This is a genomic window from Shimia sp. R10_1, from assembly GCF_017744095.1.
Lineage (GTDB): Bacteria > Pseudomonadota > Alphaproteobacteria > Rhodobacterales > Rhodobacteraceae > Shimia.
Genome location: NZ_JAGHQX010000001.1, coordinates 656,796 through 682,203 on the forward strand (window position 1 = coordinate 656,796; position 25,408 = coordinate 682,203).

26 protein-coding genes and 1 tRNA gene are annotated in these 25,408 nt (G+C 58.3%); 16 read left to right on the forward strand and 11 right to left on the reverse strand.

Going from position 1 to position 25,408, the window contains the following annotated elements; genetic code table 11:
• The first annotated feature begins 11 nt into the window (after positions 1 to 11).
• The 3 genes from hisF (at position 12) to J7413_RS03035 (ending at position 1,754) form a co-directional block, all read left to right on the forward strand.
• A complete protein-coding gene (gene hisF, locus J7413_RS03025; protein WP_209096253.1) occupies positions 12 to 809 on the forward strand; it encodes an imidazole glycerol phosphate synthase subunit HisF in 798 nt (265 codons plus the stop codon).
• On the forward strand, positions 806 to 1,123 hold the full coding sequence (locus J7413_RS03030; protein WP_209096261.1) for a phosphoribosyl-ATP diphosphatase: 318 nt from the start codon (positions 806 to 808) through the stop codon (positions 1,121 to 1,123). The genes hisF and J7413_RS03030 overlap by 4 nt, the downstream gene beginning before the upstream one ends.
• Positions 1,124 to 1,199: 76 nt before the next feature.
• Positions 1,200 to 1,754: a hypothetical protein gene (locus tag J7413_RS03035; protein ID WP_247743294.1), complete on the forward strand. Its 555-nt coding sequence runs from the start codon at positions 1,200 to 1,202 to the stop codon at positions 1,752 to 1,754.
• Between the two features lie 17 nt (positions 1,755 to 1,771).
• Here the strand turns inward: J7413_RS03035 and J7413_RS03040 are convergent, their stop codons facing one another.
• From J7413_RS03040 to rlmB, 3 genes are all read right to left on the reverse strand, one after another.
• Entirely contained in the window at positions 1,772 to 2,239 is a 468-nt protein-coding gene (locus J7413_RS03040) for a CoA-binding protein (protein WP_209096263.1), read from the reverse strand.
• Between the two features lie 269 nt (positions 2,240 to 2,508).
• Positions 2,509 to 2,883: a hypothetical protein gene (locus J7413_RS03045; protein WP_209096739.1), complete on the reverse strand. Its 375-nt coding sequence runs from the start codon at positions 2,881 to 2,883 to the stop codon at positions 2,509 to 2,511.
• Positions 2,884 to 2,994: 111 nt separating this feature from the next.
• Positions 2,995 to 3,786 carry a 23S rRNA (guanosine(2251)-2'-O)-methyltransferase RlmB gene (gene rlmB, locus J7413_RS03050; protein WP_209096265.1) on the reverse strand — a complete coding sequence of 264 codons (792 nt, stop codon included), beginning with the start codon at positions 3,784 to 3,786 and terminating at the stop codon, positions 2,995 to 2,997.
• A gap of 138 nt (positions 3,787 to 3,924) precedes the next feature.
• Here rlmB and J7413_RS03055 point away from each other — a divergent pair.
• Together J7413_RS03055 and J7413_RS03060 are read left to right on the forward strand one after the other, a co-directional pair.
• A tRNA-Tyr gene (locus J7413_RS03055) sits at positions 3,925 to 4,008 on the forward strand.
• Between the two features lie 371 nt (positions 4,009 to 4,379).
• A complete protein-coding gene (locus J7413_RS03060; protein ID WP_209096267.1) occupies positions 4,380 to 4,730 on the forward strand; it encodes a hypothetical protein in 351 nt (116 codons plus the stop codon).
• 54 nt (positions 4,731 to 4,784) lie between these two features.
• Here the strand turns inward: J7413_RS03060 and J7413_RS03065 are convergent, their stop codons facing one another.
• Positions 4,785 to 5,696 carry a LysR family transcriptional regulator gene (locus J7413_RS03065; RefSeq protein ID WP_209096269.1) on the reverse strand — a complete coding sequence of 304 codons (912 nt, stop codon included), beginning with the start codon at positions 5,694 to 5,696 and terminating at the stop codon, positions 4,785 to 4,787.
• A 127-nt stretch (positions 5,697 to 5,823) separates the two neighbouring features.
• Between J7413_RS03065 and J7413_RS03070 the strand changes: the two genes are divergently transcribed.
• The 4 genes from J7413_RS03070 (at position 5,824) to J7413_RS03085 (ending at position 8,568) form a co-directional block, all read left to right on the forward strand.
• Positions 5,824 to 6,729, forward strand: a complete 906-nt coding sequence (locus tag J7413_RS03070) for an alpha/beta hydrolase (protein WP_209096271.1) — start codon at positions 5,824 to 5,826, stop codon at positions 6,727 to 6,729.
• 107 nt (positions 6,730 to 6,836) lie between these two features.
• The gene (locus J7413_RS03075; protein ID WP_247743295.1) at positions 6,837 to 7,331 is read left to right on the forward strand and encodes a nuclear transport factor 2 family protein; all 495 of its coding nucleotides are present in this window, start codon (positions 6,837 to 6,839) and stop codon (positions 7,329 to 7,331) included.
• Between the two features lie 53 nt (positions 7,332 to 7,384).
• On the forward strand, positions 7,385 to 7,924 hold the full coding sequence (locus J7413_RS03080; protein ID WP_209096273.1) for a nuclear transport factor 2 family protein: 540 nt from the start codon (positions 7,385 to 7,387) through the stop codon (positions 7,922 to 7,924).
• 41 nt (positions 7,925 to 7,965) lie between these two features.
• A complete protein-coding gene (locus J7413_RS03085; protein WP_209096275.1) occupies positions 7,966 to 8,568 on the forward strand; it encodes an NAD(P)H-dependent oxidoreductase in 603 nt (200 codons plus the stop codon).
• Here J7413_RS03085 and J7413_RS03090 read toward each other — a convergent pair.
• The 4 genes from J7413_RS03090 to J7413_RS03105 are packed head-to-tail and all read right to left on the reverse strand — an operon-like array spanning position 8,565 to position 12,506.
• The gene (locus J7413_RS03090) at positions 8,565 to 9,350 is read right to left on the reverse strand and encodes an SDR family NAD(P)-dependent oxidoreductase (protein WP_209096281.1); all 786 of its coding nucleotides are present in this window, start codon (positions 9,348 to 9,350) and stop codon (positions 8,565 to 8,567) included. The genes J7413_RS03085 and J7413_RS03090 overlap by 4 nt on opposite strands.
• The gene (locus J7413_RS03095) at positions 9,347 to 10,285 is read right to left on the reverse strand and encodes an SDR family oxidoreductase (RefSeq protein WP_209096282.1); all 939 of its coding nucleotides are present in this window, start codon (positions 10,283 to 10,285) and stop codon (positions 9,347 to 9,349) included. Before J7413_RS03095 ends, J7413_RS03090 begins: the two co-directional genes overlap by 4 nt.
• Positions 10,282 to 11,190, reverse strand: a complete 909-nt coding sequence (locus J7413_RS03100) for a bile acid:sodium symporter (RefSeq protein ID WP_209096283.1) — start codon at positions 11,188 to 11,190, stop codon at positions 10,282 to 10,284. Before J7413_RS03100 ends, J7413_RS03095 begins: the two co-directional genes overlap by 4 nt.
• A complete protein-coding gene (locus tag J7413_RS03105) occupies positions 11,190 to 12,506 on the reverse strand; it encodes an NAD(P)-binding domain-containing protein (protein ID WP_209096284.1) in 1,317 nt (438 codons plus the stop codon). The genes J7413_RS03100 and J7413_RS03105 overlap by 1 nt, the downstream gene beginning before the upstream one ends.
• Positions 12,507 to 12,568: 62 nt before the next feature.
• On the opposite strand from J7413_RS03105, the gene J7413_RS03110 reads away from it, so the two are divergent.
• From J7413_RS03110 to J7413_RS03125, 4 genes are all read left to right on the forward strand, one after another.
• Positions 12,569 to 13,237, forward strand: coding sequence for a TetR/AcrR family transcriptional regulator (locus J7413_RS03110; protein WP_209096285.1), 669 nt, complete (start codon positions 12,569 to 12,571; stop codon positions 13,235 to 13,237).
• A 100-nt stretch (positions 13,238 to 13,337) separates the two neighbouring features.
• Positions 13,338 to 14,342, forward strand: a complete 1,005-nt coding sequence (locus tag J7413_RS03115) for a hypothetical protein (RefSeq protein WP_209096286.1) — start codon at positions 13,338 to 13,340, stop codon at positions 14,340 to 14,342.
• 281 nt (positions 14,343 to 14,623) lie between these two features.
• Positions 14,624 to 15,916, forward strand: coding sequence for an O-acetylhomoserine aminocarboxypropyltransferase/cysteine synthase family protein (locus tag J7413_RS03120; protein WP_209096287.1), 1,293 nt, complete (start codon positions 14,624 to 14,626; stop codon positions 15,914 to 15,916).
• 230 nt (positions 15,917 to 16,146) lie between these two features.
• Positions 16,147 to 18,810 carry a hypothetical protein gene (locus J7413_RS03125; protein WP_209096288.1) on the forward strand — a complete coding sequence of 888 codons (2,664 nt, stop codon included), beginning with the start codon at positions 16,147 to 16,149 and terminating at the stop codon, positions 18,808 to 18,810.
• A gap of 146 nt (positions 18,811 to 18,956) precedes the next feature.
• Here J7413_RS03125 and hppD read toward each other — a convergent pair whose 3' ends face one another.
• Positions 18,957 to 20,054 carry a 4-hydroxyphenylpyruvate dioxygenase gene (hppD, locus tag J7413_RS03130; RefSeq protein WP_209096290.1) on the reverse strand — a complete coding sequence of 366 codons (1,098 nt, stop codon included), beginning with the start codon at positions 20,052 to 20,054 and terminating at the stop codon, positions 18,957 to 18,959.
• A 157-nt stretch (positions 20,055 to 20,211) separates the two neighbouring features.
• Between hppD and J7413_RS03135 the strand changes: the two genes are divergently transcribed.
• Together J7413_RS03135 and J7413_RS03140 are read left to right on the forward strand one after the other, a co-directional pair.
• Positions 20,212 to 20,667, forward strand: coding sequence for an Lrp/AsnC family transcriptional regulator (locus tag J7413_RS03135; RefSeq protein ID WP_209096292.1), 456 nt, complete (start codon positions 20,212 to 20,214; stop codon positions 20,665 to 20,667).
• 33 nt (positions 20,668 to 20,700) lie between these two features.
• Positions 20,701 to 22,578 carry a cation:proton antiporter gene (locus J7413_RS03140; protein WP_209096294.1) on the forward strand — a complete coding sequence of 626 codons (1,878 nt, stop codon included), beginning with the start codon at positions 20,701 to 20,703 and terminating at the stop codon, positions 22,576 to 22,578.
• A 14-nt stretch (positions 22,579 to 22,592) separates the two neighbouring features.
• Here J7413_RS03140 and cobT read toward each other — a convergent pair whose 3' ends face one another.
• Positions 22,593 to 23,603, reverse strand: coding sequence for a nicotinate-nucleotide--dimethylbenzimidazole phosphoribosyltransferase (cobT, locus tag J7413_RS03145; RefSeq protein ID WP_209096304.1), 1,011 nt, complete (start codon positions 23,601 to 23,603; stop codon positions 22,593 to 22,595).
• Between the two features lie 83 nt (positions 23,604 to 23,686).
• On the opposite strand from cobT, the gene cobS reads away from it, so the two are divergent.
• Complete coding sequence (gene cobS / locus J7413_RS03150) at positions 23,687 to 24,460, forward strand: adenosylcobinamide-GDP ribazoletransferase (RefSeq protein WP_209096306.1); 774 nt, start codon at positions 23,687 to 23,689, stop codon at positions 24,458 to 24,460.
• Positions 24,461 to 24,464: 4 nt separating this feature from the next.
• Here the strand turns inward: cobS and J7413_RS03155 are convergent, their stop codons facing one another.
• Positions 24,465 to 25,235 carry a potassium channel family protein gene (locus J7413_RS03155; protein WP_209096308.1) on the reverse strand — a complete coding sequence of 257 codons (771 nt, stop codon included), beginning with the start codon at positions 25,233 to 25,235 and terminating at the stop codon, positions 24,465 to 24,467.
• Positions 25,236 to 25,408: the final 173 nt, after the last annotated feature.

A 25,408-nucleotide genomic window follows, 5' to 3' on the forward strand; every position in this document is an offset into this window, starting at 1 on the left:
GGGCTTCCCCCATGCTGAAAACCCGCATTATTCCGTGTTTGGATGTTGCTGATGGCCGTGTGGTCAAAGGTGTGAACTTTGTTGGTCTGCGTGATGCAGGTGATCCAGTGGAGGCGGCACGCGCCTATGATGCTGCGGGCGCCGACGAAATCTGCTTTCTGGACATCCATGCCACCCATGACAACCGTGGTGTGATGATCGACATGGTGCAGCGCTGTGCCGAGCAGTGTTTTGTGCCACTGACGGTTGGCGGCGGGGTGCGCACCGTGGCCGATGTGCGGCGTCTGCTGCTCGCGGGGGCGGACAAGGTGAGCTTCAACTCCGCTGCCGTGGCCAACCCGGATGTGATTGCCGAAGCCTCCGCGCAGTTTGGCAGCCAGTGCATTGTCTGCGCCATTGACGCCAAGACCATCGGCCATGATGAAAACGGCGTGCCGAACCAATGGGGGATTTTCACCCATGGCGGACGCAAAGCCGCGCTGGATCAGGACGGCAACCCAATTGACGCGGTGGAATTTGCCAAGCTGGTGGTGGCCAAAGGCGCGGGGGAAATTCTGCTGACCTCGATGGATCGCGACGGCACAAAGGCGGGCTTTAACCTGCCCCTGACCCGCGCGATCAGCGATGCAGTCAACGTGCCGGTGATCGCCTCTGGCGGCGTGGGCAATCTCGACCACCTTGTCGAAGGTGTGACCAAAGGCGGCGCAAGTGCTGTGCTGGCGGCGTCTATTTTCCACTTTGGCGAATACACCGTTGGGGAAGCCAAGCAATATATGCATGACGCCGGTATTCCGATGAGGCTGACATGAGTGTTTTAAACGATCTTGCGGCCACTATTGCCGAGCGCGCGAAGGCAGATCCCGACAGCAGCTGGACCGCGAAACTTCTGGCCAAAGGCCCGGAGAAATGCGCCGAGAAATTTGGCGAAGAGGCCATTGAAGCGGTGATTGAAGCCGTGAAAGGCGACCGGGAAAAGCTGACCTATGAGGCGGCGGATGTGCTGTTTCACCTGCTGGTGATGCTTGAGGCACGGGATGTGGCGTTGGACGATGTGCTGGCAGAGCTAGCCCGGCGCCAAGGGGTGAGCGGGATTGCCGAAAAAGCGGCCCGCACCAAATCTTGAGCAGGGTGCGATTGCCAAGGGCCGGGTATTTTCCATAGGTTTTTCATTGTGGACCAAAGCGTTTGAGGCAAAAGGCATGACATCACGGATGCAGGTAATCTGGGCCATGGTTGCGGGCCTCTTTCTGGTCGCTTGTGGTGCGGTGCCTGATGACGTGCGCGCGCCCGATCAGCCGGGCCTTGCGCGCGCCATCGCAGCATTGGATCCAGAGGTCGCGCCAGAGGAAGCGCAGCGTGTGGCGCGCATCGCCTATGCATATCCGCTGGAGCTGCGCGCTGCCTGGAATGTCACCGATGGGCCACTTGTGCATAACACCAAGGTCAATCAAGGGCGGCGGCCACGGGGGCTCTGCTGGCATTGGGCGGATGATCTGGAGGCGCGGCTGCGCCTAGAGGGCTTAGAAAGCCTGAGCTTGCATCGCGCGATTGCCAATCACGACAACATTCGCATTGAGCACAGCACCGTGATTGTGAGTGCCAAAGGTGACGCGTGGGATGAGGGCATCGTGCTCGACCCGTGGCGCTATGGCGGATACCTGTTCTGGGCGCCCGTGCTGGAAGATGAACGCTACGGTTGGGAAGAACGCAGCCGGGTGTTTGAGATCAAAGCGGCCAGAACCGCCGCACAGTAAGCACGCCCCATATCGCCTTAGAGCTTGGAAGAAATCACACCGGTGGCAAAGCCCCCCATGCGCAACTCTCCGAACAGGCGTTGATACTCGATTTTGGGGCAACGGTTCTGGATCACATCCACCCCCTGCCCTTCTGCCTTGGCGGCGGCGTCTGCGTTTTCCACACCAATCTGCATCCAGATGGTTTTCAGTGCAGGAAACGCAGCGAGTGCCCCGTCCACAATGGGCGGCACCGCGTCAGAGCGGCGAAAAACATCCACCATATCAACGGAGGCGGTGATGTCAGACAAAGACGCCACCACGGTTTCGCCAAACAGCTTTTTGCCCGCATGACCCGGATTGACCGGAATGACCCGATAGCCCTTCAGCGACAGATAGCGCGTGACATAGTAACTGGGGCGCACCTCGTTCATCGACACGCCCACCACAGCGATCACTTTGGTGCGTTTGAGAATCGTGCGGAGATGATCGTCTGTGTAGGTCATGGCCGCAGGCTAGTGCATCGACTCTGAAATGCGCAATATCCTCGCAGCATTGATCGGGGAGGATCTTTGATTGTTGCGCGGCTGTGGCAGACAAAAAAACGCCCAAGGTGAGACCCTGGGCGCAGGTTCGGAACGAGGGACAGTGAAGTGAAACACAGAAGCTCCGATGCCTGTGTTTCCTGTTAGTCTACGTAGGTACGCATAATTGGATGTAAAGACTGGATCAGATTGATGTGAAGATCGCGTTACTTTTTTAGGAGCAATTCCGCTCAATCAAAAATATCCTCGATCACATCAAACGCCTCTTTCAGAAACCAGCGCATGGTGGATTTCTTTTTCTTGGCCGGGCGCTTTTTGTATTTCTCTGACTTTTTGCCCGCCGCCTTTTCGGGGCTGGCCCCATAGGCCGCATAGCTCACCGGCTTGGATTTGCGCGGTTTGTCGCGTTTGTCACGCTTGTCCTTGGATTTTGGGCGGTGCGCAGGGGCCTGTTGCGCAGGAGGTGCGACACGCAGGTGTTTGAGATCATGCAAAGGCGCGCCGCAATTTGCACAGGACAGTTCGTGGCGGGCCTCTACGCGCAACACCAGCGCGGCGCGGGTGCCGCAATAACAGCAGGTGGCGATTTTGGATGCGTGTGCGATGGGCCCCTCCTTTGGTGTTTGTCGCGCCTGCCTTACCTATGCATTGCACCGCAGGCTTTGGAGCCTCCGGCGGGGATATTTTTGGCAAGAGGAAGGCGCGCGACGTCTTTTTCAGCCTTGGGCGCTTTGTGGCAGCGAGGCATAGAGCGCCACGGCGGCGGCATTGGAGACATTGAGCGAACCAAAAGCGCCTGCAAAGTTGATCTTCACCAACTGATCGACCGTTTCCTTGGTTTTTTGGCGCAGACCCGGCCCTTCAGCACCGAGCACCAGCGCGATGGGCATATCGCGTTTGTTTTCAAGCGCCTGCTCTATCGTGTGCTCCGCTTCGCCATCCATGCCCAGCACCAGATAGCCCATGTTTTGCAGAGCTGTGATGGTGTCGGCCAGATTGCGTTCACGCAGATACGGCTGACGCTCCAGCGCGCCGCTGGCGGTTTTCGCCAAAGCGCCGGTTTCAGGCGCGGAATTGTGGCGGGTGCCGATAACAGCGAGTGCGCCAAACACTTCGGCAGAGCGCAGAATCGCGCCCACATTGTGCGGGTCTGTCACCCGGTCGAGCAGAATCAGACGTTGCGGACGGTCGTCAGAGGCAATCGCCACATCAGCCAGACGCCCCCAATTGAGCGGTTTCACTTCAAGCACTGCGCCCTGATGCACAGATTGCGGATCAATCGGCGCTTTGAATTTGCGCGGATCGACCACTTCCGGGGTCATGCCCGAAGCGGCGATGGCATCCGCCAGTTTGTCAGCGGCATTTTTTGTCACGATCAGGCGCAATTTTTCGCGCGCGGGATTCGCCAAAGCGTCTCTCACGGCGTGCAGACCGAACAACCATACGGTTTCCGCCGCTTCTTTGCGCTTGGCCTGTTCTTTTTCCACGACCCACTTGGGTTTTTTCATCGCTCTGACACCTTCAAAATAAAGAGGTTTCACCAATGGGGAAAAGAAGCGCGCCGTGCAACCATTTTTCTGGTTGACGCCCCCTGCGCATCACAGTAATCACCCCCCACACCACGAGGCACAGCGCCTCAGGAGAGTGGGCGACAGGCCGCAAGGTGTGGCAGGGGACTGTAACTCCCTCGCGGAGACGCACGCTTGGTTCGATTCCAAGGTCGCCCACCACTTTCCATCTTATCAGTGACTTAGCAGATGATTGGGCCCGGTGCGCCGCACAGGTGAGACACATATGCGTCCTGCAAGTTACCTCAGCACGTCCCGTCACGGCGTCTTCTACCTCCGCCTTCCGATCCCGCGTTCGGCCCATCCGGAGCGTCGTAGGACCGATCTCAAGGTCTCTCTGGCGACCCGGGCCTTTTAGAAAAAAGGCTGCAGCTTACAAGCAAACAATGAGCATGGCATCTGGAAGGTGTGTCGCGCAATCCCGCAACACCCATGAATGAGCAATGAATTGTCGAAACAACCATTTGGTTAATTTGGCACTTAACCTGTATAGAAGTTGAATATTTGATTCTTTATTCTTTGGGTGATGTGCGATGACTTCTGTTGATGACCTAAATGCGCGGATATCTGTGCTGGAAGCTCGACTCAGGCACTATTCTCAAGTTGTTGCCGTTTTAGATGGGCGCCGTGCGGCGGTGGAAACCACGATGTATCGCCTATTTGCGAATTTGACCCTTCGTGGGGATCTGACGGCGCAGGATTTGCATGCCGTTTTTGCGGAGAACGCCTCCGACAAAGGCGGCAAAGCGGCCAACAACGACAGTTACACAGATGGGTTTGCGCTTGGCCGACTGGCGCAAAACAAACAGCTTCAGGAAGTGGTGCTGCCAGCATTACTGGCGCATCTTCCGAACCCACAGCAGACAACCTCTAACGCGTCATAACTGCCCAACACTCACGGCACCACCCAGCCTCGGACCTCGGTCCTGGCTGGGTTTTTATTGGGTGCGCGCAAGGCGCCCATCCGCGCCGCGCAGGTGGTCGATGAACAGGCGCAACGGCATCATGCTTCGGTATTCTTGCGGGAAGTACAGAAACAGACCGGCGGTTTCTGGCATGTCTGCGTCCAGAACAGCTTCCAGAGCACCGGCCGCTACATCCTGCGTGCAATAGTCCCGAAATGTGTAGGTAAGCCCCACGCCCTGACGGGCCAAATCGACGGATGCAGGCAAGGCGTTGCTGATGAGCGGACCTGTGACATCGACGGAATAGAGACCCTCCTCCGAGGTGAATTCCCAGAGCGCCATACGGCCCGAAGAGGGGAAACGGTAGCGAATGCAGCTGTGCGCCAGCAGGTCGCGCGGGGTTTCGGGGCGGCCGTGCGCAGCGAAATAGGCCGGGCTGCCAAAAACTGCGAGCGGCTGGCGTGGGGTCAGGCGTACGGCAACCATATCCGGCGCGATGCGATCGCCAAGGCGGAACCCCGCGTGCAGCCCCTCCCCCAGAATATCGGAGTAGGCATCTGTCATCAGAAATTCGACTTCGATCTCCGGATAGGCCCGACTGAAGGCGGCGATCTTTGGGGCAACCACCATGTGGTAGGCAGATTCCGACAGGGCCAGTTTGAGCGTGCCGCGTGCCGCGTGGCCACTGGACCGGGCGCTGTCTACTGCCGCAGACAGCTGCTCAAAGGCGGGGCCAGCACCACGCATAAGCGCACGGCCCGCTTCCGTCAGGCTGACCGATCTTGTGGTGCGAATGAACAGCGCTGTTCCCAGTTGCGCCTCCAGCGTTTTGAGCTGGTGACTGACAGTTGAGGGTTTGATGCCCAGCGCATCGGCGGCGGCCCGCAGGCTGCCGTGTTCTGCAATTGCGGTGAACACTTCCAGTGTGGCGAGAGGCAGGCGCATCACAGTCTCCAAATCCCATTCATAGATACAATACATGAATAAGATGAAGAATGGGGTAATTATCGAAATTTGATACAGCTCCTAAGTTCGGATCACACCTTCAGCGCATGATCCGAGAGGAGCCCCCATGACCCGCATCACCCTGCAAAAGACCAAAACCAACGCCACTGTGGAGACACGCTCCGTTTCTTTTGACAGCGGTACCGCCACACTCAAAGGCGTGCTTTATCTGCCAAAGGCTGCAAAATCCCTCCTGCCCGCCGCAATTGTCACCGGGGCATGGACCACCGTGAAAGAACAGATGGCAGGCACCTATGCACGCGAGCTGGCCGCGCGCGGCATTGCGGCGCTCGCCTTTGATTTCACCGGTTGGGGCGAAAGCACTGGCGCGCCGCGCTATGTGGAAGATCCTGCCGTGAAAACAGCAGATATTCGCGCGGCGGCACAATTTCTGGCAAATCTGCCTGAGATCGACGCAACGCAAGTTTCCGGCCTTGGGATCTGCGCCTCCTCTGGCTACATGGCGGCCGCTGTGGCGGATGACGCCGCCTTACAGAAAGTCGCTTTGGTTGCGCCATGGCTGCATGATCCGGCACTGGCTGAAGTGATTTATGGCGGTGCTGAGACGGCGGCAAAGCTGATTGCCGCGAGTGAAGCCGAAGATGCTGCCGATACTGTCCTGCTTGGGGCGTCTGCCACCGATGCCACCGCAGTCATGTTTCAGGCGCCATACTACACCGAGGAAGATCGCGGGCTGATCGCGGCCTATGACAACAAGTTTTCTCTCGCCTCCTGGAAGCCGTGGCTGACCTATGACGCTCAGGTTTCTGCTGATCGTCTGAGCAAGCCGATGCTGATGGTGGGCTCGCCTTCGATTGCCCTTCCTGCCGGTGCAGAGGCCTATGAAAACCGCACCAAAGCACCGCTGGAAAAGCTGTGGCTTGGTGAGGATGTGACCCAGTTTGATTTCTACGACCGCAAAGACGCGGTGACAGCGGCGGCGGATGCAGTGGCGGACTTCCTCAAAGCCTAACCACAGGGAGAAAATACATTTCAAATCAAGACCTCACACATCGCCGTGCCTTGCTGACCGGGGGCGGCCAGCCCGCCTGATCGGCGCTTTTTTGAAAGGAAGATCCAATGAAAACCCTCCTCAGATCCCTAACCGCAGGTGCCGTTATGACCCTCAGCACAGCCGCGATGGCGGCCTCACCAGAAGACAATATGAAAGTTGTGCAGGATTTCTTTGCCGCCTATGGCACCGAAGATCTGGACGGCATTGCCAAGGTGATGGACGAGAATGTGCGCTGGCATATTCCGGGGCGGCATCCGCTGTCTGGTACCAAAAATGGCCGTGAAGAAGTTTTGGCGTTTTTTGCTCAGCTGGGTGCCGCTGGTTTCAAAGCAGAGCCGATCTATTTTGGCGCAGATGACACCCATGTGGTGGACATCCATCGCGGCTGGTCCAACGCAGAGGGCAAGCCTAATGTCGATACGCTCTGGGCCCTGCTTTACCGCATTGAAAACGGCAAGATTGTCGAGGCGACCAATCTGTCCGCAGATCAGGATGCTGCCAACACCTTCTTCTGGTCGCAGTACCAACTCGCCCCGGTGCCAGAGCGGCTGGCGGACTGACAGCCGCCCCCGCGCTTCCCTAGACCTTCCCCAAGACACAAAGGATGAATGATATGAAAAAGATACTTGCGAGTGCTGCGCTGGCTGCGAGTGCGACCACGGCGATTGCCGAGATTTCAGATGAACGCGCGGTTCTGAATGCCATCAACAACGTGGGCTATTATGCTGATCTCGGCGATTGGGATCAGGTGGCCGCGCAGTTTCATCCAGAGGGTGCGGTGCTCGATTACACCTCTTATGCCAATGCCTCTGCCGGGACGGAACAGGCGCTGCCCACACTTCTGCCTGCAGAGATTGTGGCCGCCTGGCAAACCGTGTTGCCGGGATATGACCGCACCCACCACCTGATGGGGACAGAAAGCGTGCAGATTGACGGAGATCGCGCGACCACAACGGCCAATATCTATGCGACCCATATTCTGGCCAATGACGGCGAGGACACCTGGGTCTTTATCGGTGACTACCAGCATGAGCTGACGAAAACCGAAGATGGCTGGAAGATCACCTTCATGCGCGCAAATCTGCGGGCGCAACTTGGCAATGAAAACCTGCCCGCACTGGCCGCAGAGCGTGTGAAAGCTGCGAGTCAGTAGCCCCCGCCTCTCATAGAAACATCCACTCCTGAGGTTCCCATATGAAAACCCTCGTCCTGACCGCCCACCCAGATCTGGGCAAATCCCGTATCAACAGGCTTTGGTTTGATGCGCTCTCTGACGTGGAATGCGTTACCACCCGCGATCTGACAGCCATTGGCGGCGCAACCTTCACTTTTGATATCGAAGCAGAGCAGGCGCTGTTGCTGGCCCATGACCGGATCGTGTTTCAGTTTCCGTTTTACTGGTATTCCGCCCCGCCGGTTCTGAAGGCTTGGATGGATCAGGTGCTGTCTTACGGGTTTGCTTATGGACCGGGCGGACACAAATTAGCTGGCCGTGAGTTCCTGATCCTGGTCTCAACCGGTGGCCCGGCTGATAGTTATCACGCGGGCGGGTACAACAACTACGCGATGGATGAGTTCCTCAAGCCGTTTCAGCAGACGGCAAACCTCACCGGGATGACTTATCTGCGGCCCTTTGTGGCGCATGGGATGGCGGTGGCGGATGCTGCCAAGCTGGAGGCGACAGTGCCGTGTATGCTGGCCCATCTGACGGACCCTGCGCTCGACCCAAAGATCAAGCAAGCGCGGATCAACAAAGCGCTGGCGGAGGATCCAAGCAAGGCGGCTGCCGTCAGTTAATCGGGTTTGCCGCGTACCATGCGCGCCATGACCCATTGATACAGGGTTGGCGACAGGCGGGTGAGCAGATGCGCAATCTTCGCCACCCGCCCTACCGGCACAAAGTCTTTGCCTTTGTTCAGACCACGCAGAATTTCTTTGGCGGCCTGATCTGCTGTCATGGCGTCAAAGGCATCAGGGGCGCTGCCCGGCGGTGTCAGCCCGTTTGGATCCGTCGTCGCCGCAGGATTGGTTGCAACAAAAGAGGGCGCGGCGATGCAAACCTGCACGCCATGGGCCTCTTCCTCAGCCCGCAACGATCCAAAAAAGCCGGCCATGGCGTGTTTGGAGGCGGCATAAGCGGCGCGTTGCCTAAGCGGCGCAAACCCCGCGACAGAGGTGAGCACCAGATGCGTGCCCTGCGTTTGGCGCAGCGCCCCCTGAAAGGCCTGCGCCATGGTTGCGGCGGCAAAGTAATTGATTTCAAAGAGCTGTCTGTGGGCGGCGTCTGTGAGATCGGAAACTGGGCCGATCGTCGTCACGCCTGCGCTGTAGATCACCAAAGCAATGCGCGCATGGTCTGCGCAGATCTGTGCACAACAGCTTGCAAGCTGCTCAGGATCGGTCAGGTCGCATTGCATGGGCTGCTGGCTGTCTGACACCGCAAGTGTTGCAATGTCACGATCAAGCAACACCACGCGCCAGCCTTGATCCTGCAAGCGTTCAGACAGCGCCGTACCGAGCCCCCCTGCGCCACCTGAAATCACTGCCGTTTTACGCTCTCCCCCCTTTGTGGATGTCACGGCGACAGGCTCCGCTTCCAGAATTCAAACACTTCTCGGCTGGATTTTTCGGGCGTGTAGCCGAAATCCCGTTTGAGTGCGGCATTGGAAAGCACCGGGCGGTATTGCAAAAACCGCACCTGTTCGGGGCCGTACTGGCTGAGCCCCAATGGCCGGGCAACACAAAGGGCGACGCGCAGAAGCCAAGCAGGCAAGCGCAACACCGGCTTGCCCATGATTTCAGACAGGTCATCCACGCTGAGGGCGCCATCGCCTGCCACGTTGAAAATGCCCTCCGGGCCATCTGTGGCAGCGCGCAACAGAATGCGCGCCAGATCACAATTCCAGACAAACACAAAGGGGCTGTCGCTGCCCTGCACCGCCAGCAGCCGCGGCTTGTGAAAGAGATCAGTGATTTGATTGTCTGTGCCGCGCCCCAGAACGGTGCCGACCCGCAGCACCACCTGCTCCAGCTGAGGCGCGTTTTCGCGCACATCAGACAGAAACTCCTCCACCAGACGTTTGTGGTGGGCGTAGGCGAACCCCTTATTGCCGCGGATCGCATCACATTCCCGAAGCGGCACCGGGTTGTCGGCGTGATAGCCATAGGCCGCGCCCGAAGAGGTGACCACAAGCCGTTTGGTGCCTGCCGCGAGGGCGGCGGTGACCACAGAGCGTGTGCCACCCACATCAACCGCATAGGCCAGATCGCGCGTGCTGTCTTTGGGTGGGGTCACAACAGAGGCCAAATGCACGATCACTTCCGGCTGGTAGCGCGCGATCACCCGCAGCGGGGCATCTGTTGTCACGTCCATTGGATGGAAACGCGCATTGGCAGGCAGGTTGTCCGGCGCCATCACATCACAGGCGATCACATCATGAGATGTCTTGGCCAATTCCGTCAAAAGCGCGCTGCCGACCATGCCAGCGGCTCCTGTGATAAGAATGCGGGTCATCTTGCTGCCTCTGTTCGGTTCATAAGAGAGGCCAAACCAAGGCCCGTAATCGCATGCCAAATACCCCAAAACGCGGCGACGACGGCCATGCCGCCAAGCCCACCAAAAAAGCCAAAAATAAGGATCAGACCGAGGCCTGAATTCTGAATACCGGTTTCAATTGTGATGGCGCGCCGATCATAGGCGGAAAGCCCCATCACGCTGGCGATGCTGAAGCCGGTGGTCAATGCCAGGGCGTTGTGCAACAGCACAAGGGCGGCCACAGCTGTCGCGAATTGCAAAAAATAGTCCCAGTTTGAAATCAGCGCCAAGACAATAAAGGCAATGAAAATGCCCATCGCCACATTTTGCAAAGGGCGGCGCAGGCGCGCTGTCAGGTCGGGGCGTGTGCTGTTCAGCGACACCCCAAGCACCAGCGGCAGCACCAGCATAAGCCCCACCGTGATCGCAACAGACACCGGATCAATCACTGTCGCCTGCAAAATCTCGCGCGTTGGCCCATAAAGCGCGCCCCAAAAAGCGATGTTGAGCGGAGTCATCAGGATGGCGCCCACTGTGGCAAAAGCCGTCATCGACACCGACAGGGCCGCGTTGCCGCCCGCGCGATGGGTGATGTAGTTGGAGATATTGCCACCCGGGCAAGCCGCCACCAGAATGAGCCCCAAGGCGATGGACGGCTGCGGCTGAGTGAGCAAGACCAGCCCAAAGGTCACAGCGGGCAGCAGCAGAAACTGTGAGACAAGCCCGGTGATGAGCGCGCGTGGCGACTGCAGCAGGCGACGGAAGTCAGCCAGCGACAGATCGATCGCGATGGCAAACATCACGACAGCCAGAACCGCATTGAGCACGGTCAAGGACGATGCGCTGAAATTCAGCACAACCGCATCCAAATTGGCCTGTGTCATTAGGGTTGCTCCGCCTCAAGCGCTTTGATCCAGCGCGTTACCGCACCACGGTATGTGGCCTTGTCAACGTAGTAGGCCATGCGTGGCAGTTCGAGGTAAGACATTCCACCAGTGGCGCGCACGAAGCCGTTCTGCTTGGTGCGTTTGAGTTTCTGGGCGGCGGGACTGCCCGCACGCAACCCGTTTATGTAGCGCGCGACCATCTCTGCCTGCTCGTGCCGCCCCTGCCAGCCGAGACCTGCGGCTTCGACCATACCCAGCACAAAAATATCGTCGCGCTCCGGGTGCATCGCATTCAGATAGAGATGCGGTGCGTCATTGCGCCAATTGAGCAGCGCCTGGTCAATAAAAGGATAGTCGAGCTTGTAACCCGTGGCGGCAAGGATCAGATCATACTCGCCCTGCGATCCATCGGCAAATGAGACGGTTTTCCCAGATATATCAGATATATCCGCGCGGATTTTCAAGTCCCCATGCCCCGCATGATAGAGCACCAGCGAATTCACCACTGGGTGGCTTTCGTAAAGTTTGTAGTCCGGTTTGGGAAAACCGTATTTCTGAGGGTTTCCAACAAACCACTTCAGGATCAGACCATCCACATGACGCTTCAGCCACATCGGAAGTTTGATCGCTCCGCCCATGGTGTCAGCGGGTTTGCCAAAGACGTATTTGGGCACGAAATAATAGCCGCGCCGCATCGACAAATCGCAACTGGCTGCATGGTGCACCGCATCCACAGCGATGTCGCAGCCGGAGTTACCCGCCCCAACCACAAGCACGCGTTTGCCTGCAAATTGTTCAGGATGGCGATACTGCGCCGCATGGATCAGCTCGCCGTCAAACTGCCCCGGAAACTGCGGCATGTTTGGGGTGCTGAGCGTGCCATTTGCGATCATAACGCCCGCATAGACGGCGCTATGCGTTTGCCCTCCCTGTCGCCAAATGACACGCCAGCCCGCACCGTTGTCCCCAACCGGCGCCAGCTCTTTGATCTCCGCCCCGAAACGAAAATGCGGGCGCAGATCAAAGAAATCCGCGAAGTCGCGAAAGTAGTGGGCCATCTCTCGGTGAGAGGGATATTCGGCCACATCCTCGCGCATCGGAAAGTCGGCAAACTCTGTCATCGTCTTTGATGAGATCAGATGTGCGCTTTCATACATTGTGGACCGTGGCCCCTCGATATCCCACAGCCCGCCAACATCTGAATGCAGCTCAAACCCATCAAAGGCGATGCCCTGTTGGCGCAAAACCTTGGCCATGGCCAAACCCATGGGCCCCGCCCCCAAGAGGGCGAATTTTGCGCGCGTTTCTGACATTCCTAACTCCTTAGATCGCCATTTAGATTGAACATTCATTAAAAATAAGACAAGCTGTTTTTATGAGCCGTGAATTCCTGGAAGAAAAACAAAGACAAAGGGCCCCCTCTCAGAGGGCGTTGGAGACGCGGGCGCGCATCTTTGACGCAGCGGAAAGGGTGTTTTCACGCGCAGGGTTTGACGCCGCATCGATTCGCGACATTGCCGAGGAAGCCGAGGTTCAGGGCGCGCTGGTGAACCACCATGGCGGCAGCAAAGAAGCGCTTTTCTGGCGCGTGGTTGCCCGCCGTGCCGAGATCCTCAGCACAGCCCGACTTGATGCGCTTGCCGCGCGCAAAGCAGAAGGCGCCCTGTCGCTCACCGCAGTACTGACCTGTTACTTTGAGCCCTATCTGTCGCGCGCCGAATGCGGCGATGTGCAATGGCTCGCCTATGCGCGGCTTGTGGCGATTGTCTCGTCTGACACGCGCTGGCAAGAATTGGCCGCGACCTGCTTTGACCCAACCGCCACGCGGTTTGTCGAAGAAATCGCTGCGCTGTATCCGCCCAAGGCACAGGGAGCTGTTGCTGCGGCCTTTATCTATTCTGTTGCGGCGCTGCTCGCATTGCTGACGGCTCAGTGGCGGATGGTGGCCATGGGGGATGGGCGCACAGATGCCAGCAGCCATCTGGACGAGTTGGTGGCGTTTTGCGCCGCCGGCATTGAGGCCAGCGTCGCAAGAGCAAGCTAGTCAAAGCGACAGGATTTCGCGAAAAAGTGGAATGTGCGCTTTTGCAAGCCGCCTGCCGCGCTTATAGTTGGCAAAACAAACCGGCAGAGCAGCAACACATATGGCAAAGACGCCTTTGAAATCAGACAGTTTTAACGTGGTGGTGGTGGGCCAGAACGGGCGCCTGCAATATGAGGCCGCGCTGTTTGCCGCCTCGTTGCGCGCCAAATCCCCCCATTTCAAGGGGCGCCTGTTTGTGGCAGAGCCGCAGCCCGGGCCACGCTGGGAAAAAGATGTGCGGATCGGCAATCCGCAAGTGCGGGAGCTGCTTGAGGCGCTGGATGCGGAGATCCTGCCGTTTGAAAGCCGTGCCTTTGGCGACGATTATCCCTATGGCAACAAGATTGAGCTGCTGCGTGCCTTGCCTGAGGGCGAGCCGTTTGTGTTTTTTGACAGCGATACGCTAATCCTTGATGAGCTGAGCGATGTGCCGTTTGACTTTGCGCGCCCCTCTGCGAGCCTGCGCGTGGAGGGCACATGGCCTGTGCCACCGCTTTATGGTCCGGGCTACAGTGGGATCTGGAAAGCGCTTTATGACCGCTTTGGGCTGGAGTTTGAAAGCTCGCTGGATCTGAGCCAGCCCGATGAATACTGGCGGCGGTATCTCTATTTTAACGCGGGCTTTTTCTACTACAAATGTCCAAAGATGTTTGGGGATCGCTTTCTGGAGTATGCGACCAGCATCCAGAATGACCCACCTGATGCGCTGGCCTCGCAAACTCTGCGCCCTTGGCTCGATCAGATCGCCCTGCCCCTTGTGATCCATGGCCTTGGCGGTTCACGTGATGCGCTGCCTGCCGGGCTGTTGGATGGGTCGGTGAGTTGTCACTATCGCCTGATGCCGCTGCTTTATGCGCGAGAGGCGGATGTGGTTGTTGAAGCGCTGGAAGAAATTGCCGCCCCCAATCGGATCAAAAAAGTGCTTAAACAATATGAGCCGTTCAAACGGATGATCTATCAAAAGCGGGGCCATAAAGCGCGGGCGCTGTTTGATCGTGACCATCTGCCACGCCGGGAACAGGCCATTCGCAACACCCTGAAAAAGCATGGATACTGGCTGCGATAATTCTGCCCTGAAACAGGTGCCGCAGGCCGCCCGCATTTTGAGACTGAGCAGTCCGTGACAGACCTCAAACCGACGCATGAGTTTGTTCTTTATTTTAGCGCTTTTTCAGTGACTTGATCCAAGAGCATACATGTTTAGAGAACAGCTCTTCTCAATTCATGATGCCGGGCCGAATTTGCCCTGGGTTGAATGGACTTCATCACAAAGTTGTGCGTTGTTCTGTTGCGCGGTAGCCGACAGCCCCCTATCACTTTGGCGAGACTTTTTCAGGGAGACACATAATGACCGACGGACCCACCTACGGTTTTGATACATTGCAAATTCACGCAGGCGCGCGGCCCGATCCGGCAACGGGCGCACGGCAGACCCCGATTTATCAATCCACTGCTTATGTGTTCCGCGATGCAGAGCATGCGGCGGCGCTGTTTAACCTGCAGGAAGTGGGCTACATCTATTCGCGCCTGACCAACCCGACCGTTGCTGTGCTGCAGGAACGGATCGCCACGCTTGAGGGCGGTGTTGGTGCGGTGTGCTGCTCCTCTGGTCATGCGGCACAGATCATGGCGCTGTTCCCACTGATGCAGCCGGGCTGCAATGTGGTGGCCTCGAGCCGGCTCTATGGCGGCACGGTCACGCAGTTCAGCCAGACCATCAAACGTTTTGGCTGGTCCGCGAAATTTGTCGACACCGATGATCTGGACGCGGTGAAAGCGGCGGTGGATGAAAACACCCGCGCGGTGTTCTGTGAATCCGTGGCAAACCCCGGTGGCTATATCACCGACATCGAAGCGCTTGCCGCGATTGCGGATGGTGCGGGTGTGCCGCTGATTGTCGACAACACCTCGGCCACGCCATATCTGTGTAACCCGATCAGCCTTGGCGCCACATTGGTTGTGCATTCCACCACCAAATATCTGACAGGCAACGGCACCGTGACCGGCGGCTGTATCGTGGACAGCGGCAAGTTTGACTGGTCTGCCAGCGACAAGTTCCCCTCCATGAGCCAACCGGAGCCGGCCTACCACGGGCTGAAGTTTCATGAGACCTTTGGCCCGCTGGCCTTCACCTTTCACGGGATTGCCGTAGGGCTACGGGATCTGGGCATGACGATGAACCCACAGGCCGCACATTACACGCTGATGGGCATTGAAACCCTGAGCCTGCGCATGGAGCGCCACGTGCAGAACGCCAAAGAGATTGCGGGCTGGCTCGAAACACATGACAGCGTGGACTATGTGACCTATGCCGGTCTGGAAAGCTCACCCTATCATGACCGTGTGGAGCGGATCTGCCCGAAAGGCGCAGGCGGGCTGTTCACTGTGGCGCTGAAAGGTGGCTATGAAGCCTGTGTGAAGTTTGTTGAAAACCTCGAAATCTTCTCTCACGTGGCCAATCTTGGCGATGCGCGCAGTCTAGTGATCCACTCGGCCTCCACCACCCACCGCCAGCTGACACCAGAGCAGCAAGAGGCGGCCGGTGCCGGGCCAAATGTGGTGCGGATTTCGATTGGGATCGAAAACGCGGCAGATTTGATTGCGGATCTGGATCAGGCTTTGAAGAAAGCCCACCGCTAAGCGCCGCAGACCAACCAAACGGACTCAGATGGAAGCGCCTCAAGCCCTGGCTTTGGGGCGTTTTCTTTCCTAAGTGGCACCGGAGCACAAAACAGAGGGGCGCATAAAACACAGGCGATCCGCTGGCTTTGCGCCAAGTGTTTGCTTCCCCTTCGGCGATAACTTGCTATAAATTTGGCAACTTCGCAGGAACACGCGCATCCTGCACAACACCATGCTAGGGCTGTCCTATGACCACGGATCTTGCGCTCACCCTGTCTTATCAAGGCATTAGCCTGCTTTCCCGCGTGGATGGTGGGTGGCATCTTTTGGGCGAGGTCGCCCTTGATGATGAGGACCTTCCTGCTGCCCTGACCGCATTGCGTGATCAGGCGGTTTTTGCAGGTGGGCCTGAGTTTGAAACAACGCTGGTTTTGCCAAATGACCAGATCAAATTTCTCTCCCTGCCGCTCGACGCGGCTGCTGAAGGGGCGCTTCTAGGACAGGTTCAAGAAGCACTCGAGGCCTCGACGCCCTACAGCGCCGATGAGCTGGTCTTTGACGTATATGAACGCGATGGTTTCGCGCAGGTGGCTGCCGTGGCCCGCGAAACGCTGGCAGAAGCCGAAGGATTCGCCAGCGAGCATGATTTCAACCCGGTCCGTTTTACGGCGATCCCAAACCCGGCAGATTTTGCGCAAGCGCCAAATTTTGGCGCAACGCGGGGTGCGGAGGCGACGGGCGGTCTTACAGAGGCCGATCCTGTACCAATCAAAGTGATCGGTGAAGGCCTGCCCGAAATACAGCCTGATCCGCCCGCGGAACCTGATACCCGCGCAGATGCGGTTGCCGAGCCGTCAGACGAGATACAGACAGAGACCGCAGAACCAGATCCCGCCCTGTCCGCTGCGCTGGCAGACGAAAACGCGACATTTGATCTGGGCGAAGAAAGCGCGGACACACAGGTTGCTTTCGCATTCAAAGAGCCCGAAGCGCCAACCGAGACAGATGCCGACCCGCATGCTGAAGATGAGGTTGCTGCCCGCCCCACCGCGCGCGCAGAGGCAGAGGCCGAAAAAGAGACCGCTACCCCTTTTGCCTCCATCCGTGCGCAACGCGGTGCCGGCACCGGTGATACCGCGCCGCAGCTGAGTGGCGTCTCACGTGGGGTGCATGGCACCAATGCTCCAAGCATTCCGCCAGAAAGCCAAGATGACGCCACGCATGAACTGCGGTTTGACCCGGCCAAAGCCGTGGCAGGCCTGACGGCAGATCGCACAGAGGCCGCGCCGTCTGATGCGCGCGCGGAACAGGTCGAAGGGCAACTGACGGACGCAGACTCTGGCACCTTTGCCAGTGCGCGCAACAAAACAAAGATCGCTGGGCCTCCACCGCGTGTTGCAAAGAACGATCCCACCTTTCAGGAGAAATCGGCAGCCCCCTCCGAGCGCCAGAAAGGGGCTTTTGGGACGGCCCGTGCGGCTGAGGTCGGCGGCAAGCCAAAGCATCTTGGGCTGATCCTCACCACCTTGTTGCTGGTGTTTTTGGGATTGGTCGCCCTGTGGGCCACACTGTTCACGGAGGATGGTGTTGCCGGACTGATCGACCGCGACACGCCAGCAGAAAGCGCGCCAATCGAAAACACCGCCCAGCTGGATGAACAGCCTGAAACAACTGAGGTTGCTGTGGGGGATGGGCAAACCGATGCGGATTTGGCGCAAGATGCGCCTGCCGTACCCGCCCCCACATCTGAACCAGCACCAGAGGCTTCTCACGTTGCGACAACAGCGCAAGAGCCTGCAACTGACGCAGATACGGATGCGGCGGCACCCAACGGCGCTATTGCGCTGACCGTGCCAGACGGGCTGCAGATCGAAGGGGAAAGCACGGATACGCAGACCGCCCTGCTCGAAGAGATCGCCCCAGAGGAACTGGCTGAAAGCCTTTCTGGCACACCTGAGCAGGCCGCGCCTGCCGTGCTTAGTCAAGACGAGGCTGAGACGCGCTATGCGGTAACCGGTGTCTGGCAACGTGCGCCAGACGCTGCGACCGCGCCTGAACTCAGCAATGACGAAGATGTTTTTGTCCCTGCGATCGACCGACTGAGTTTTGCACTTGATGCGGTCGCGCTGCCTTCTGCAGCAACGTATACAACCGACACTGCATTTGCGGCGCAAGTGAATCCCCCTTCAGCGACCACCGCCTTTGATCTTGATGAGCGCGGCCTTGTGGTCGCCACCGCCGAAGGTGCGGTGAATGCGGAAGGGGTGATGGTCTATGCGGGGCGCCCCCCTGTGGTGCCTGCATCTTACCCGAAACGCATCGTTGTGGCCGAAGCCCTGCAGGAACAAGCCGCAAGTCGGTTGGCCAATCTTCGCCCCAAGCCGCGGCCCAGCGACTTGTTGGAACAGAATGAGCGCGCCACGCTCGGTGGGTTGACCCGCGCAGAACTGGCTCGCATTCGTCCGCGTCCACGCCCGGAAAGCGCGCAAGATGTGGCCTCCGCAAATCAGGCGCCAACGGCACTTGCTGTCTCTGCATCGCTGCGCCCCCGCCTGAAGCCCGCGAACATAGCGCAGCTTGCCGCCCGCGCCACACCGAGTGAGACAGCCCCAAAAACCACCGCGGCAGCGGCCCCGGCAGCGACTGTCATACCGGCAATCCCAACCACGGCCTCTGTCGCGCGACAGGCCACGATCCAAAATGCAATCAACCTGAAAAAGGCGAGTTTGATCGGAATTTATGGCACATCCTCCAACCGGCGTGCGCTGGTGAGATTGCCATCTGGACGCTATAAGAAGGTGCAGGTTGGGGACAGGATCGATGGCGGCAAAGTGGCCGCGATTGGGGAAAGCGAGCTGCGCTACGTCAAAAGTGGACGCAACCTTGTGCTGAAGATGCCAAAAGACGGCTAACCCCCTGTTTCACAAACTTTTTGAACGGGCCCTCTCGCACCTGATTTGATGCGAGCGTCACACAATAAAAACGCCACACGCAATGCTGCGTGTGGCGTTCTCCTCCCCTTCCCGATCTACGCCGGGCCCCACAAACGGCTGAGCATTTACTCCGCCGCCTGAATCTCACCATTGTTGATCTGTTCCTGTTCGATGGATTCAAACAGAGCTTTGAAATTGCCCTCTCCAAAGCCATCGTCGCCCTTACGTTGGATGAACTCAAAAAAGATTGGGCCGATCACGGTTTTGGAAAAGATCTGCAGCAGGATTTTGGTTTCACCGCCGTTCACCACACCTTCGCCATCAATCAGGATGCCGTGCTTTTTCATACGTTCGAGCGGTTCATCGTGCCCCGCGACACGTGTCTTTGACAGGTCATAATAGGCATCAGGCGGGCCCGGCATGAATTTGATGCCCTTGTCCGCGATTGCGTCGGTGGAGGCGTAGATATCATTGGATCCCACTGCGATGTGTTGAATGCCCTCGCCGTTGTACTTTTTCAGGTACGCCACAATCTGGCCGGTCTCGCCACGGTCCTCGTTGATCGGGATGCGGATCTTGCCGCAGGGCGATGTCAGCGCGCGGGAGAAGAGGCCCGTGAACTTGCCCTCTATGTCAAAGAAGCGGATTTCGCGGAAGTTGAAGAGATCGCCGTAGAACTTGAACCACTTGTCCATGTTGCCTTTGAAGACGTTGTGGGTCAGGTGATCGAGGTAGAAGAAACCATCGCCCTCAGGCTTGGACGTCACCAGCCAGTCAAACTCTTCGTTGAAGGGTGAGGTGTCATAATACTGGTCGGTGAAATAGATCAGCGAGCCGCCGATGCCTTTGATCGCGGGCCAACTCAGCGTTTTGTCATCCGCGTCATAAGGTTCAGCGCCCTTGGAAACCGCATGTTCATAGGCCTGCTGCGCATCGACAACACGCCAGCCCATAGACGGTGCACAGGGGCCATGCTCTTCCACAAAGCGCGCGGCAAAGCTGCCGGGCTCCATGTTGAGGATGTAGGTCACATCCCCCTGCTGCCACAGCTCAATCGCTTTGGTCTTGTGGTTGGCCACATGGGTATAGCCCATTTTAGCAAAGAGCGTGCGCAGCTCCTGCGGCTCGGGATGGGCGAATTCGACAAACTCAAATCCGTCTGTGCCTGCTGGGTTGAAATCAGAAATCTCTGCGCGCGGTGCATCGTGGGGGAAAGGGCCCATGGTGCGTCTCCTCTTTTGGTAAGCCTTTCGGCATATGCCTGTTCACATTCAAAAATAAGGCGCAGATGCTGCGTAAACACCGCAAAGTGACGTGCAAAATTTACAATTGGCGCGTATATTGACCGTAAAATAGAAAGATGATGCAGAAAATCCGCATATGATAGATGAAACCGACATGCGCCTGCTGACCGCGTTGCAGCGCAATGCCCATCTCACCGCGCAGGAATTGGGTGAGGTTCTGAACCTGTCGCCCAGTCAGGCTGGGCGGCGGCGGCAAAGGTTGGAAGCAGAAGGCTACATCGAAGGCTATGTTGCGCGGCTCAGCCCGACGCATCTTGGCCTGTCGGTTCAAGCCTTTGTGCAGGTGCAATTGGGCACCCATGGGCCAGAACAGTCGCAGAGTTTTGCGACACTTATCAGCACCCGCGCCGAAATTGTCAGCGCTTGGACCCTGACAGGTGATGCCGACTATCTTTTGCGCACCTATTGTGAAGATCTGGCTGCACTGAACCGATTGATTCATGAAGTGCTGCTGCCGCATCCAGCCGTGAGCCGCGTGCAAAGTCAGATTGTCATGGATCAATTGAAACGCGACGCCCCTCTGCCAACATAAACGCCCCTATTTCAGAAAGCCCGGACGACCCGTATGGAAGAAGCCCTCTACACTGCCACGATTTTCCTGATGACCACAGTAATTGCTGTGCCTATTTCTGCGCGGCTGGGATTGGGCTCTGTGCTGGGCTATCTGGCCGCTGGCATTCTTATCGGTCCTGTTCTGGGGCTGGTGGGCACCCATGAGGCTGACGAGCTGCTGCATTATGCGGAATTTGGTGTGGTGATGATGCTGTTCATCATCGGATTGGAACTTGATCCGCGCGCCCTGTGGGCGATGCGGGACAAGTTGGTTGGGCTGGGTGGGCTGCAAGTGCTGCTCACTGGGCTGGCGGTCTTTACGCTCGCTGTGATCCTGAACCGTCCGATCAATGTGGCGATTGCTTGCGGCATGATCTTTGCGCTCTCCTCCACCGCGATTGTGCTGCAAACCCTGACCGAAAAGGGGCTCATGCAAACCAGTGGGGGGCGATCCACCTTTGCTGTGCTGCTGACCCAAGACATCGCGGTGATCCCGATGCTGGTGATCCTACCCCTGCTGGCGGGGGCGACACTTCCACATGTGATGGCAGACGGGTCGATTTCGGTTGGCGCGCATGAAAAAGCGGCGCATGGCCTTTCTCTGGTGGACGGGCTGCCCGGTTGGGGCATGGCGCTGGTCACCTTGGGCGCGGTTGCGGCCATTATTGTGGGCGGGCGCTATCTCACCCGGCCTGTGTTCCGATTTATTCATGCGGCGCACCTGCCGGAGATGTATACGGCGCTGGCGCTGCTGATCGTGGTGGGCATTGCTTTCCTCATGCATCTGGTAGGGCTGTCCCCGGCGCTTGGCACGTTTCTGGCGGGCGTGTTGCTTGCAAACTCTGAATTCCGGCACGAGCTGGAAAGCGACATCGCGCCCTTCAAAGGGCTGTTGCTCGGGCTGTTTTTCATCACAGTCGGCGCGCAGATTGATCTGGATATTTTCTTTGCTGCCCCCGGTGACATTCTAGGGCTTACGCTGGCCGTCATGTTGCTTAAGGCCGTGGTTCTTTATGGTATTGGCCGCGCCTTTGGCCTGCGCCGTCGCGCGCTCTGGCTGTTTACACTCGGGCTGGCACAAGCCGGGGAATTCGGCTTTGTGCTGATCACAACCGCGCTCAGCCAGAACGTGTTGCCCCATACGCTGGCTGAACGCCTGCTGCTGATCGTGGCCCTGAGTATGCTGATCACGCCGCTGTTGTTTATTCTTTATGACCAGATCTCCAAACGGTTTGGCGAAAAGGAAGAAGAACGGCGGGAGCCCGACACCATCGACCGAACAGGGCCCGTGATCATCGCAGGCATTGGCCGGTTTGGGCAGATTGTGAACCGCCTTGTGCGCGCTTCAGGCTTTGACACGGTGGTGCTGGACCACAACATTCAGGCGATCGAAACCATGCGCCATTTTGGTGTGAAGGGCTTCTTTGGAGATCCCACACGACCTGAAATGCTGCATGCGGCAGGGCTGTCTAACGCCTCTGTGTTGGTGGTTGCAGTGGATGATCCGGCGGCGGCGATCAAACTGACAAAATTTGCGCGCCGTGAACGGCCTGACCTGCACATCATTGCCCGCGCGAACAACCGCGGCACGGTGTATCAGCTGTATAACGCCGGAGCGAATGACATTGTGCGGGAGATGTTTGACAGCTCGCTTCGGGCTGGGCGCTATGTGCTGGAGAACATCGGCCTTAGCGAATACGAGGCCGCGCAGGCGGAACAGGCGTTTTACAAACATGACCGCTATGCGGTGCAGGAGCTGGCCGAGGTCTGGAAAGAGGGTGTCCCGAGCACTCAAAATGCCGAATACATCAAACGGGCCAAAGAGTTAGAGAGCGAACTTGAAGCAACTCTCCTCGCCCAGCTTCAAGAGAAACCGCGCGAGGAGGCGTGATCGAACAGACGGGATCAGCCGTCTGAAACCCCCGCTTCAGCGAAAGTGGCCATGCCAGAGTGGCAGGCCACAGCCGCTTTCAGGATATTGATTGCCACTGCGGCACCTGAGCCTTCGCCAAGGCGCATGTTGAGGCTGAGGATCGGCTCTTTGCCGATTTTTGCCAGCACCGCACCATGCGCCGCTTCGGCGCTGACGTGGCCGGCGATCACGTGGTCCAACGCGCCGTCCTGCGCATCTGCCAGAGTGGCGGCCGCTGCGGAGGCAATGAACCCATCGAGAATCACCGGAATGCGCAGGCTGCGTGCGCGGGCAATCGCGCCAACCATGCCAGCGAGCTCGCGCCCACCAAGACAGCGCAGCGCCTCCAGCCCTTTGGGGGTGTGGTTTGCGGCAACCCCTTCACGCACCACGCGCGCCTTGTTGGCCAGACCTGCGTCATCCACACCTGTTCCACGGCCGATCCAATCTTCCGCAACACCGCCGTAAAGCGTATGAGCGATCGCAGCCCCGCTCGTGGTGTTGCCAATTCCCATTTCACCAACCACCAGAAGGTCAGAGCTCGTTTTCACCGCATTCCAGCCTGCTGCCAGTGCCGCCACAACTTCGGCTTCGCTCATGGCAGCACCCTGAGTGAAATCGGCCGTTGGCGTATCAAGGCTGAGCGCGATGACATTGAGATCAGCCCCTGCTGCGCGGCTCAGCTGATTGATGGCTGCGCCGCCATGCTCAAAGTTCATGACCATCTGCTGGGTGACTTCTGCCGGGAAGGCGGAGACGCCTTGGGTGGTGATGCCATGGTTGCCTGCAAAAATAATGACCTGAGGCGCCTCGATGCTGGGACGCGGATTTCCACGCCAGCCCGCATACCAGATCGCCATATCTTCAAGGCGGCCAAGGGCGCCCGGCGGTTTGGTCAACTGGCCATTGCGGGCCTCTGCCTCGCCCATAGCTTGTTGATCCACAGCGGGGGCCTCTGCCAGAAGAGATTGAAACGCGGCCAAAGTGGAAAAATCTGCAGACATCGGCGGGGCTCCTGTTGAATTCTTAACGCATGGGCTGTTTATCTCATTGCCAGGCCCCGGCAATACAGGAAAAAGACGCAGACATGCCCGCTACCGACACGTCACCGTTTCGTCCGCGTGATATCAACACCGCCATTGCCCTTTTAACGCGACTGCCTGTGCGTGCAGATTTCAGCAGAGGGGCGCGCGCAGCCTGGGCCTATGGGCTGGCCGGGGCGGTTCTGGCCTTGCTTGCCGCTTTGCCCACCGCTGCGGCGCTTTGGGTGGGATTGCCACCTGTGCTGGCCGCCGTAATCTGGCTCACCGGCATGGTGGTGATGAGCGGGGCCATGCATGAGGACGGGTTGGCGGATACGGCTGATGGCTTCTGGGGCGGCTGGGAGCCGGCACGGCGGCTTGAGATCATGAAAGACAGCCGTATAGGGGCCTATGGCGTGATTGCCCTGTGTCTGTCACTGGCGGCGCGCTGGGGCGCGATCACGCTGCTGCTGGAGGCGGATGTCTGGTTGTTTGGCATGCTTGCGGTGGCGATGCTGTCACGCAGCGCCATGGTGCTGGTGATGAGCGCCCTGCCCCATGCCCGGGCAAATGGGCTGAGCCATGCACAGGGCCGCGCCCCAAGAGGCGGCGCGATCACGGGCTTTGCTTTGGCAGCCGTCGTAGCCTTCGGTTGCGCCGGTATCCCGGGCATCGTCATGACCGGCGTGGCCTTTGTCATGGCGGCGCTGTGTTCGGCCACCGCGAAAGTCAAAATTGGGGGACAGACCGGCGATGTGCTGGGCGCAACACAACAAGTGACCGAGATCGCCCTGCTGTTCACCCTGGTTGCGGCAGCGCAGTTTAGCTGGCCTCTCTGACGGCTTATCCGCCTTCGGTTTCAATGCAAATCAGCGTACCACAGTGTTTGCAGTGCACCGCATCCGGCTCATGACGCAGAAGCCCACAGCTTTGGCATTTATGGCGCACTTTTTGCGGTCGAATGACCGCTTGCGCCAGCTGCACAAACAGAGCGACGCCCCCAACCATCACGCAGATGGAAAACACCTTGCCGCCCGGTGTTTGTAAGGTGATGTCGCCGTAGCCCGTCGTGGTGAGTGTCGCGACCGTAAAATACATCGCATCAATGAACGGATGCGTCGATTGAGAGGTGTCGATGAAGAAGACCAGTGAGGTCGCGGAGGTCACCATCACAAAGACAAACAGGTTGATGCTGGCAATCACCGTGTCTTCGTGCTGTCGAAACCACGCGCTGTCATGGCGCAGATCATACAGCAAATGATACGAGTGAATCAGCCGCAAGCCACGCAAGACGCGTAAGAAAGCAAGATCACCCTGAAGCCAGGGATCGACAAACAAAGAGACGATCACCGCCACATCGGCCAAGGTGTAGATGCGGGTCAGGAAATGGCGTCGGTCTTCGGCAATCCACCAGCGCGCCAGAAAATCCAACGCAATCACAACCCCGGCCAAACGGCTGAGCAAGACCAACTCTGCGCTATGGGGCGCATGCGCGATGGCGACAAAAAACAAAATCGTGGCAAAATCAAAGACAATCAGGGCATAGCGAAATCGCACAGCACCACGCGAATGCGCGGTGTACAGCACTTGCAGATTGGCCTTTAGTGCATCCATGGCGGCTCCTTCGTGTCGAGTAAACGCCATGGCCTATGGTTATGCAATGGTTTGCTTTTTTTACGCATCTCACGCGGATCGCCCCTGCGTGAGGTAAGCCTGCGCGTCTTTGCAACGGGCTTGCAGAACAAAAAAGGCCGCGCAATTGCGCGGCCCCTATTTTAGCGTATGTG

What these genes read in the sequence shown, in the direction of transcription:
- hisF (WP_209096253.1), top strand. Translation starts at nt 12, where the DNA reads ATGCTGAAAACCCGCATTATTCCGTGTTTGGATGTTGCTGATGGCCGT.
- J7413_RS03030 (WP_209096261.1), top strand. Translation starts at nt 806, where the DNA reads ATGAGTGTTTTAAACGATCTTGCGGCCACTATTGCCGAGCGCGCGAAG.
- J7413_RS03035 (WP_247743294.1), top strand. Translation starts at nt 1,200, where the DNA reads ATGACATCACGGATGCAGGTAATCTGGGCCATGGTTGCGGGCCTCTTT.
- J7413_RS03040 (WP_209096263.1), bottom strand. Translation starts at nt 2,239, where the DNA reads ATGACCTACACAGACGATCATCTCCGCACGATTCTCAAACGCACCAAA.
- rlmB (WP_209096265.1), bottom strand. Translation starts at nt 3,786, where the DNA reads ATGAAAAAACCCAAGTGGGTCGTGGAAAAAGAACAGGCCAAGCGCAAA.
- J7413_RS03060 (WP_209096267.1), top strand. Translation starts at nt 4,380, where the DNA reads ATGACTTCTGTTGATGACCTAAATGCGCGGATATCTGTGCTGGAAGCT.
- J7413_RS03065 (WP_209096269.1), bottom strand. Translation starts at nt 5,696, where the DNA reads ATGCGCCTGCCTCTCGCCACACTGGAAGTGTTCACCGCAATTGCAGAA.
- J7413_RS03070 (WP_209096271.1), top strand. Translation starts at nt 5,824, where the DNA reads ATGACCCGCATCACCCTGCAAAAGACCAAAACCAACGCCACTGTGGAG.
- J7413_RS03075 (WP_247743295.1), top strand. Translation starts at nt 6,837, where the DNA reads ATGAAAACCCTCCTCAGATCCCTAACCGCAGGTGCCGTTATGACCCTC.
- J7413_RS03080 (WP_209096273.1), top strand. Translation starts at nt 7,385, where the DNA reads ATGAAAAAGATACTTGCGAGTGCTGCGCTGGCTGCGAGTGCGACCACG.
- J7413_RS03085 (WP_209096275.1), top strand. Translation starts at nt 7,966, where the DNA reads ATGAAAACCCTCGTCCTGACCGCCCACCCAGATCTGGGCAAATCCCGT.
- J7413_RS03095 (WP_209096282.1), bottom strand. Translation starts at nt 10,285, where the DNA reads ATGACCCGCATTCTTATCACAGGAGCCGCTGGCATGGTCGGCAGCGCG.
- J7413_RS03100 (WP_209096283.1), bottom strand. Translation starts at nt 11,190, where the DNA reads ATGACACAGGCCAATTTGGATGCGGTTGTGCTGAATTTCAGCGCATCG.
- J7413_RS03105 (WP_209096284.1), bottom strand. Translation starts at nt 12,506, where the DNA reads ATGTCAGAAACGCGCGCAAAATTCGCCCTCTTGGGGGCGGGGCCCATG.
- J7413_RS03110 (WP_209096285.1), top strand. Translation starts at nt 12,569, where the DNA reads ATGAGCCGTGAATTCCTGGAAGAAAAACAAAGACAAAGGGCCCCCTCT.
- J7413_RS03115 (WP_209096286.1), top strand. Translation starts at nt 13,338, where the DNA reads ATGGCAAAGACGCCTTTGAAATCAGACAGTTTTAACGTGGTGGTGGTG.
- J7413_RS03120 (WP_209096287.1), top strand. Translation starts at nt 14,624, where the DNA reads ATGACCGACGGACCCACCTACGGTTTTGATACATTGCAAATTCACGCA.
- J7413_RS03125 (WP_209096288.1), top strand. Translation starts at nt 16,147, where the DNA reads ATGACCACGGATCTTGCGCTCACCCTGTCTTATCAAGGCATTAGCCTG.
- hppD (WP_209096290.1), bottom strand. Translation starts at nt 20,054, where the DNA reads ATGGGCCCTTTCCCCCACGATGCACCGCGCGCAGAGATTTCTGATTTC.
- J7413_RS03135 (WP_209096292.1), top strand. Translation starts at nt 20,212, where the DNA reads ATGATAGATGAAACCGACATGCGCCTGCTGACCGCGTTGCAGCGCAAT.
- J7413_RS03140 (WP_209096294.1), top strand. Translation starts at nt 20,701, where the DNA reads ATGGAAGAAGCCCTCTACACTGCCACGATTTTCCTGATGACCACAGTA.
- cobT (WP_209096304.1), bottom strand. Translation starts at nt 23,603, where the DNA reads ATGTCTGCAGATTTTTCCACTTTGGCCGCGTTTCAATCTCTTCTGGCA.
- cobS (WP_209096306.1), top strand. Translation starts at nt 23,687, where the DNA reads ATGCCCGCTACCGACACGTCACCGTTTCGTCCGCGTGATATCAACACC.
- J7413_RS03155 (WP_209096308.1), bottom strand. Translation starts at nt 25,235, where the DNA reads ATGGATGCACTAAAGGCCAATCTGCAAGTGCTGTACACCGCGCATTCG.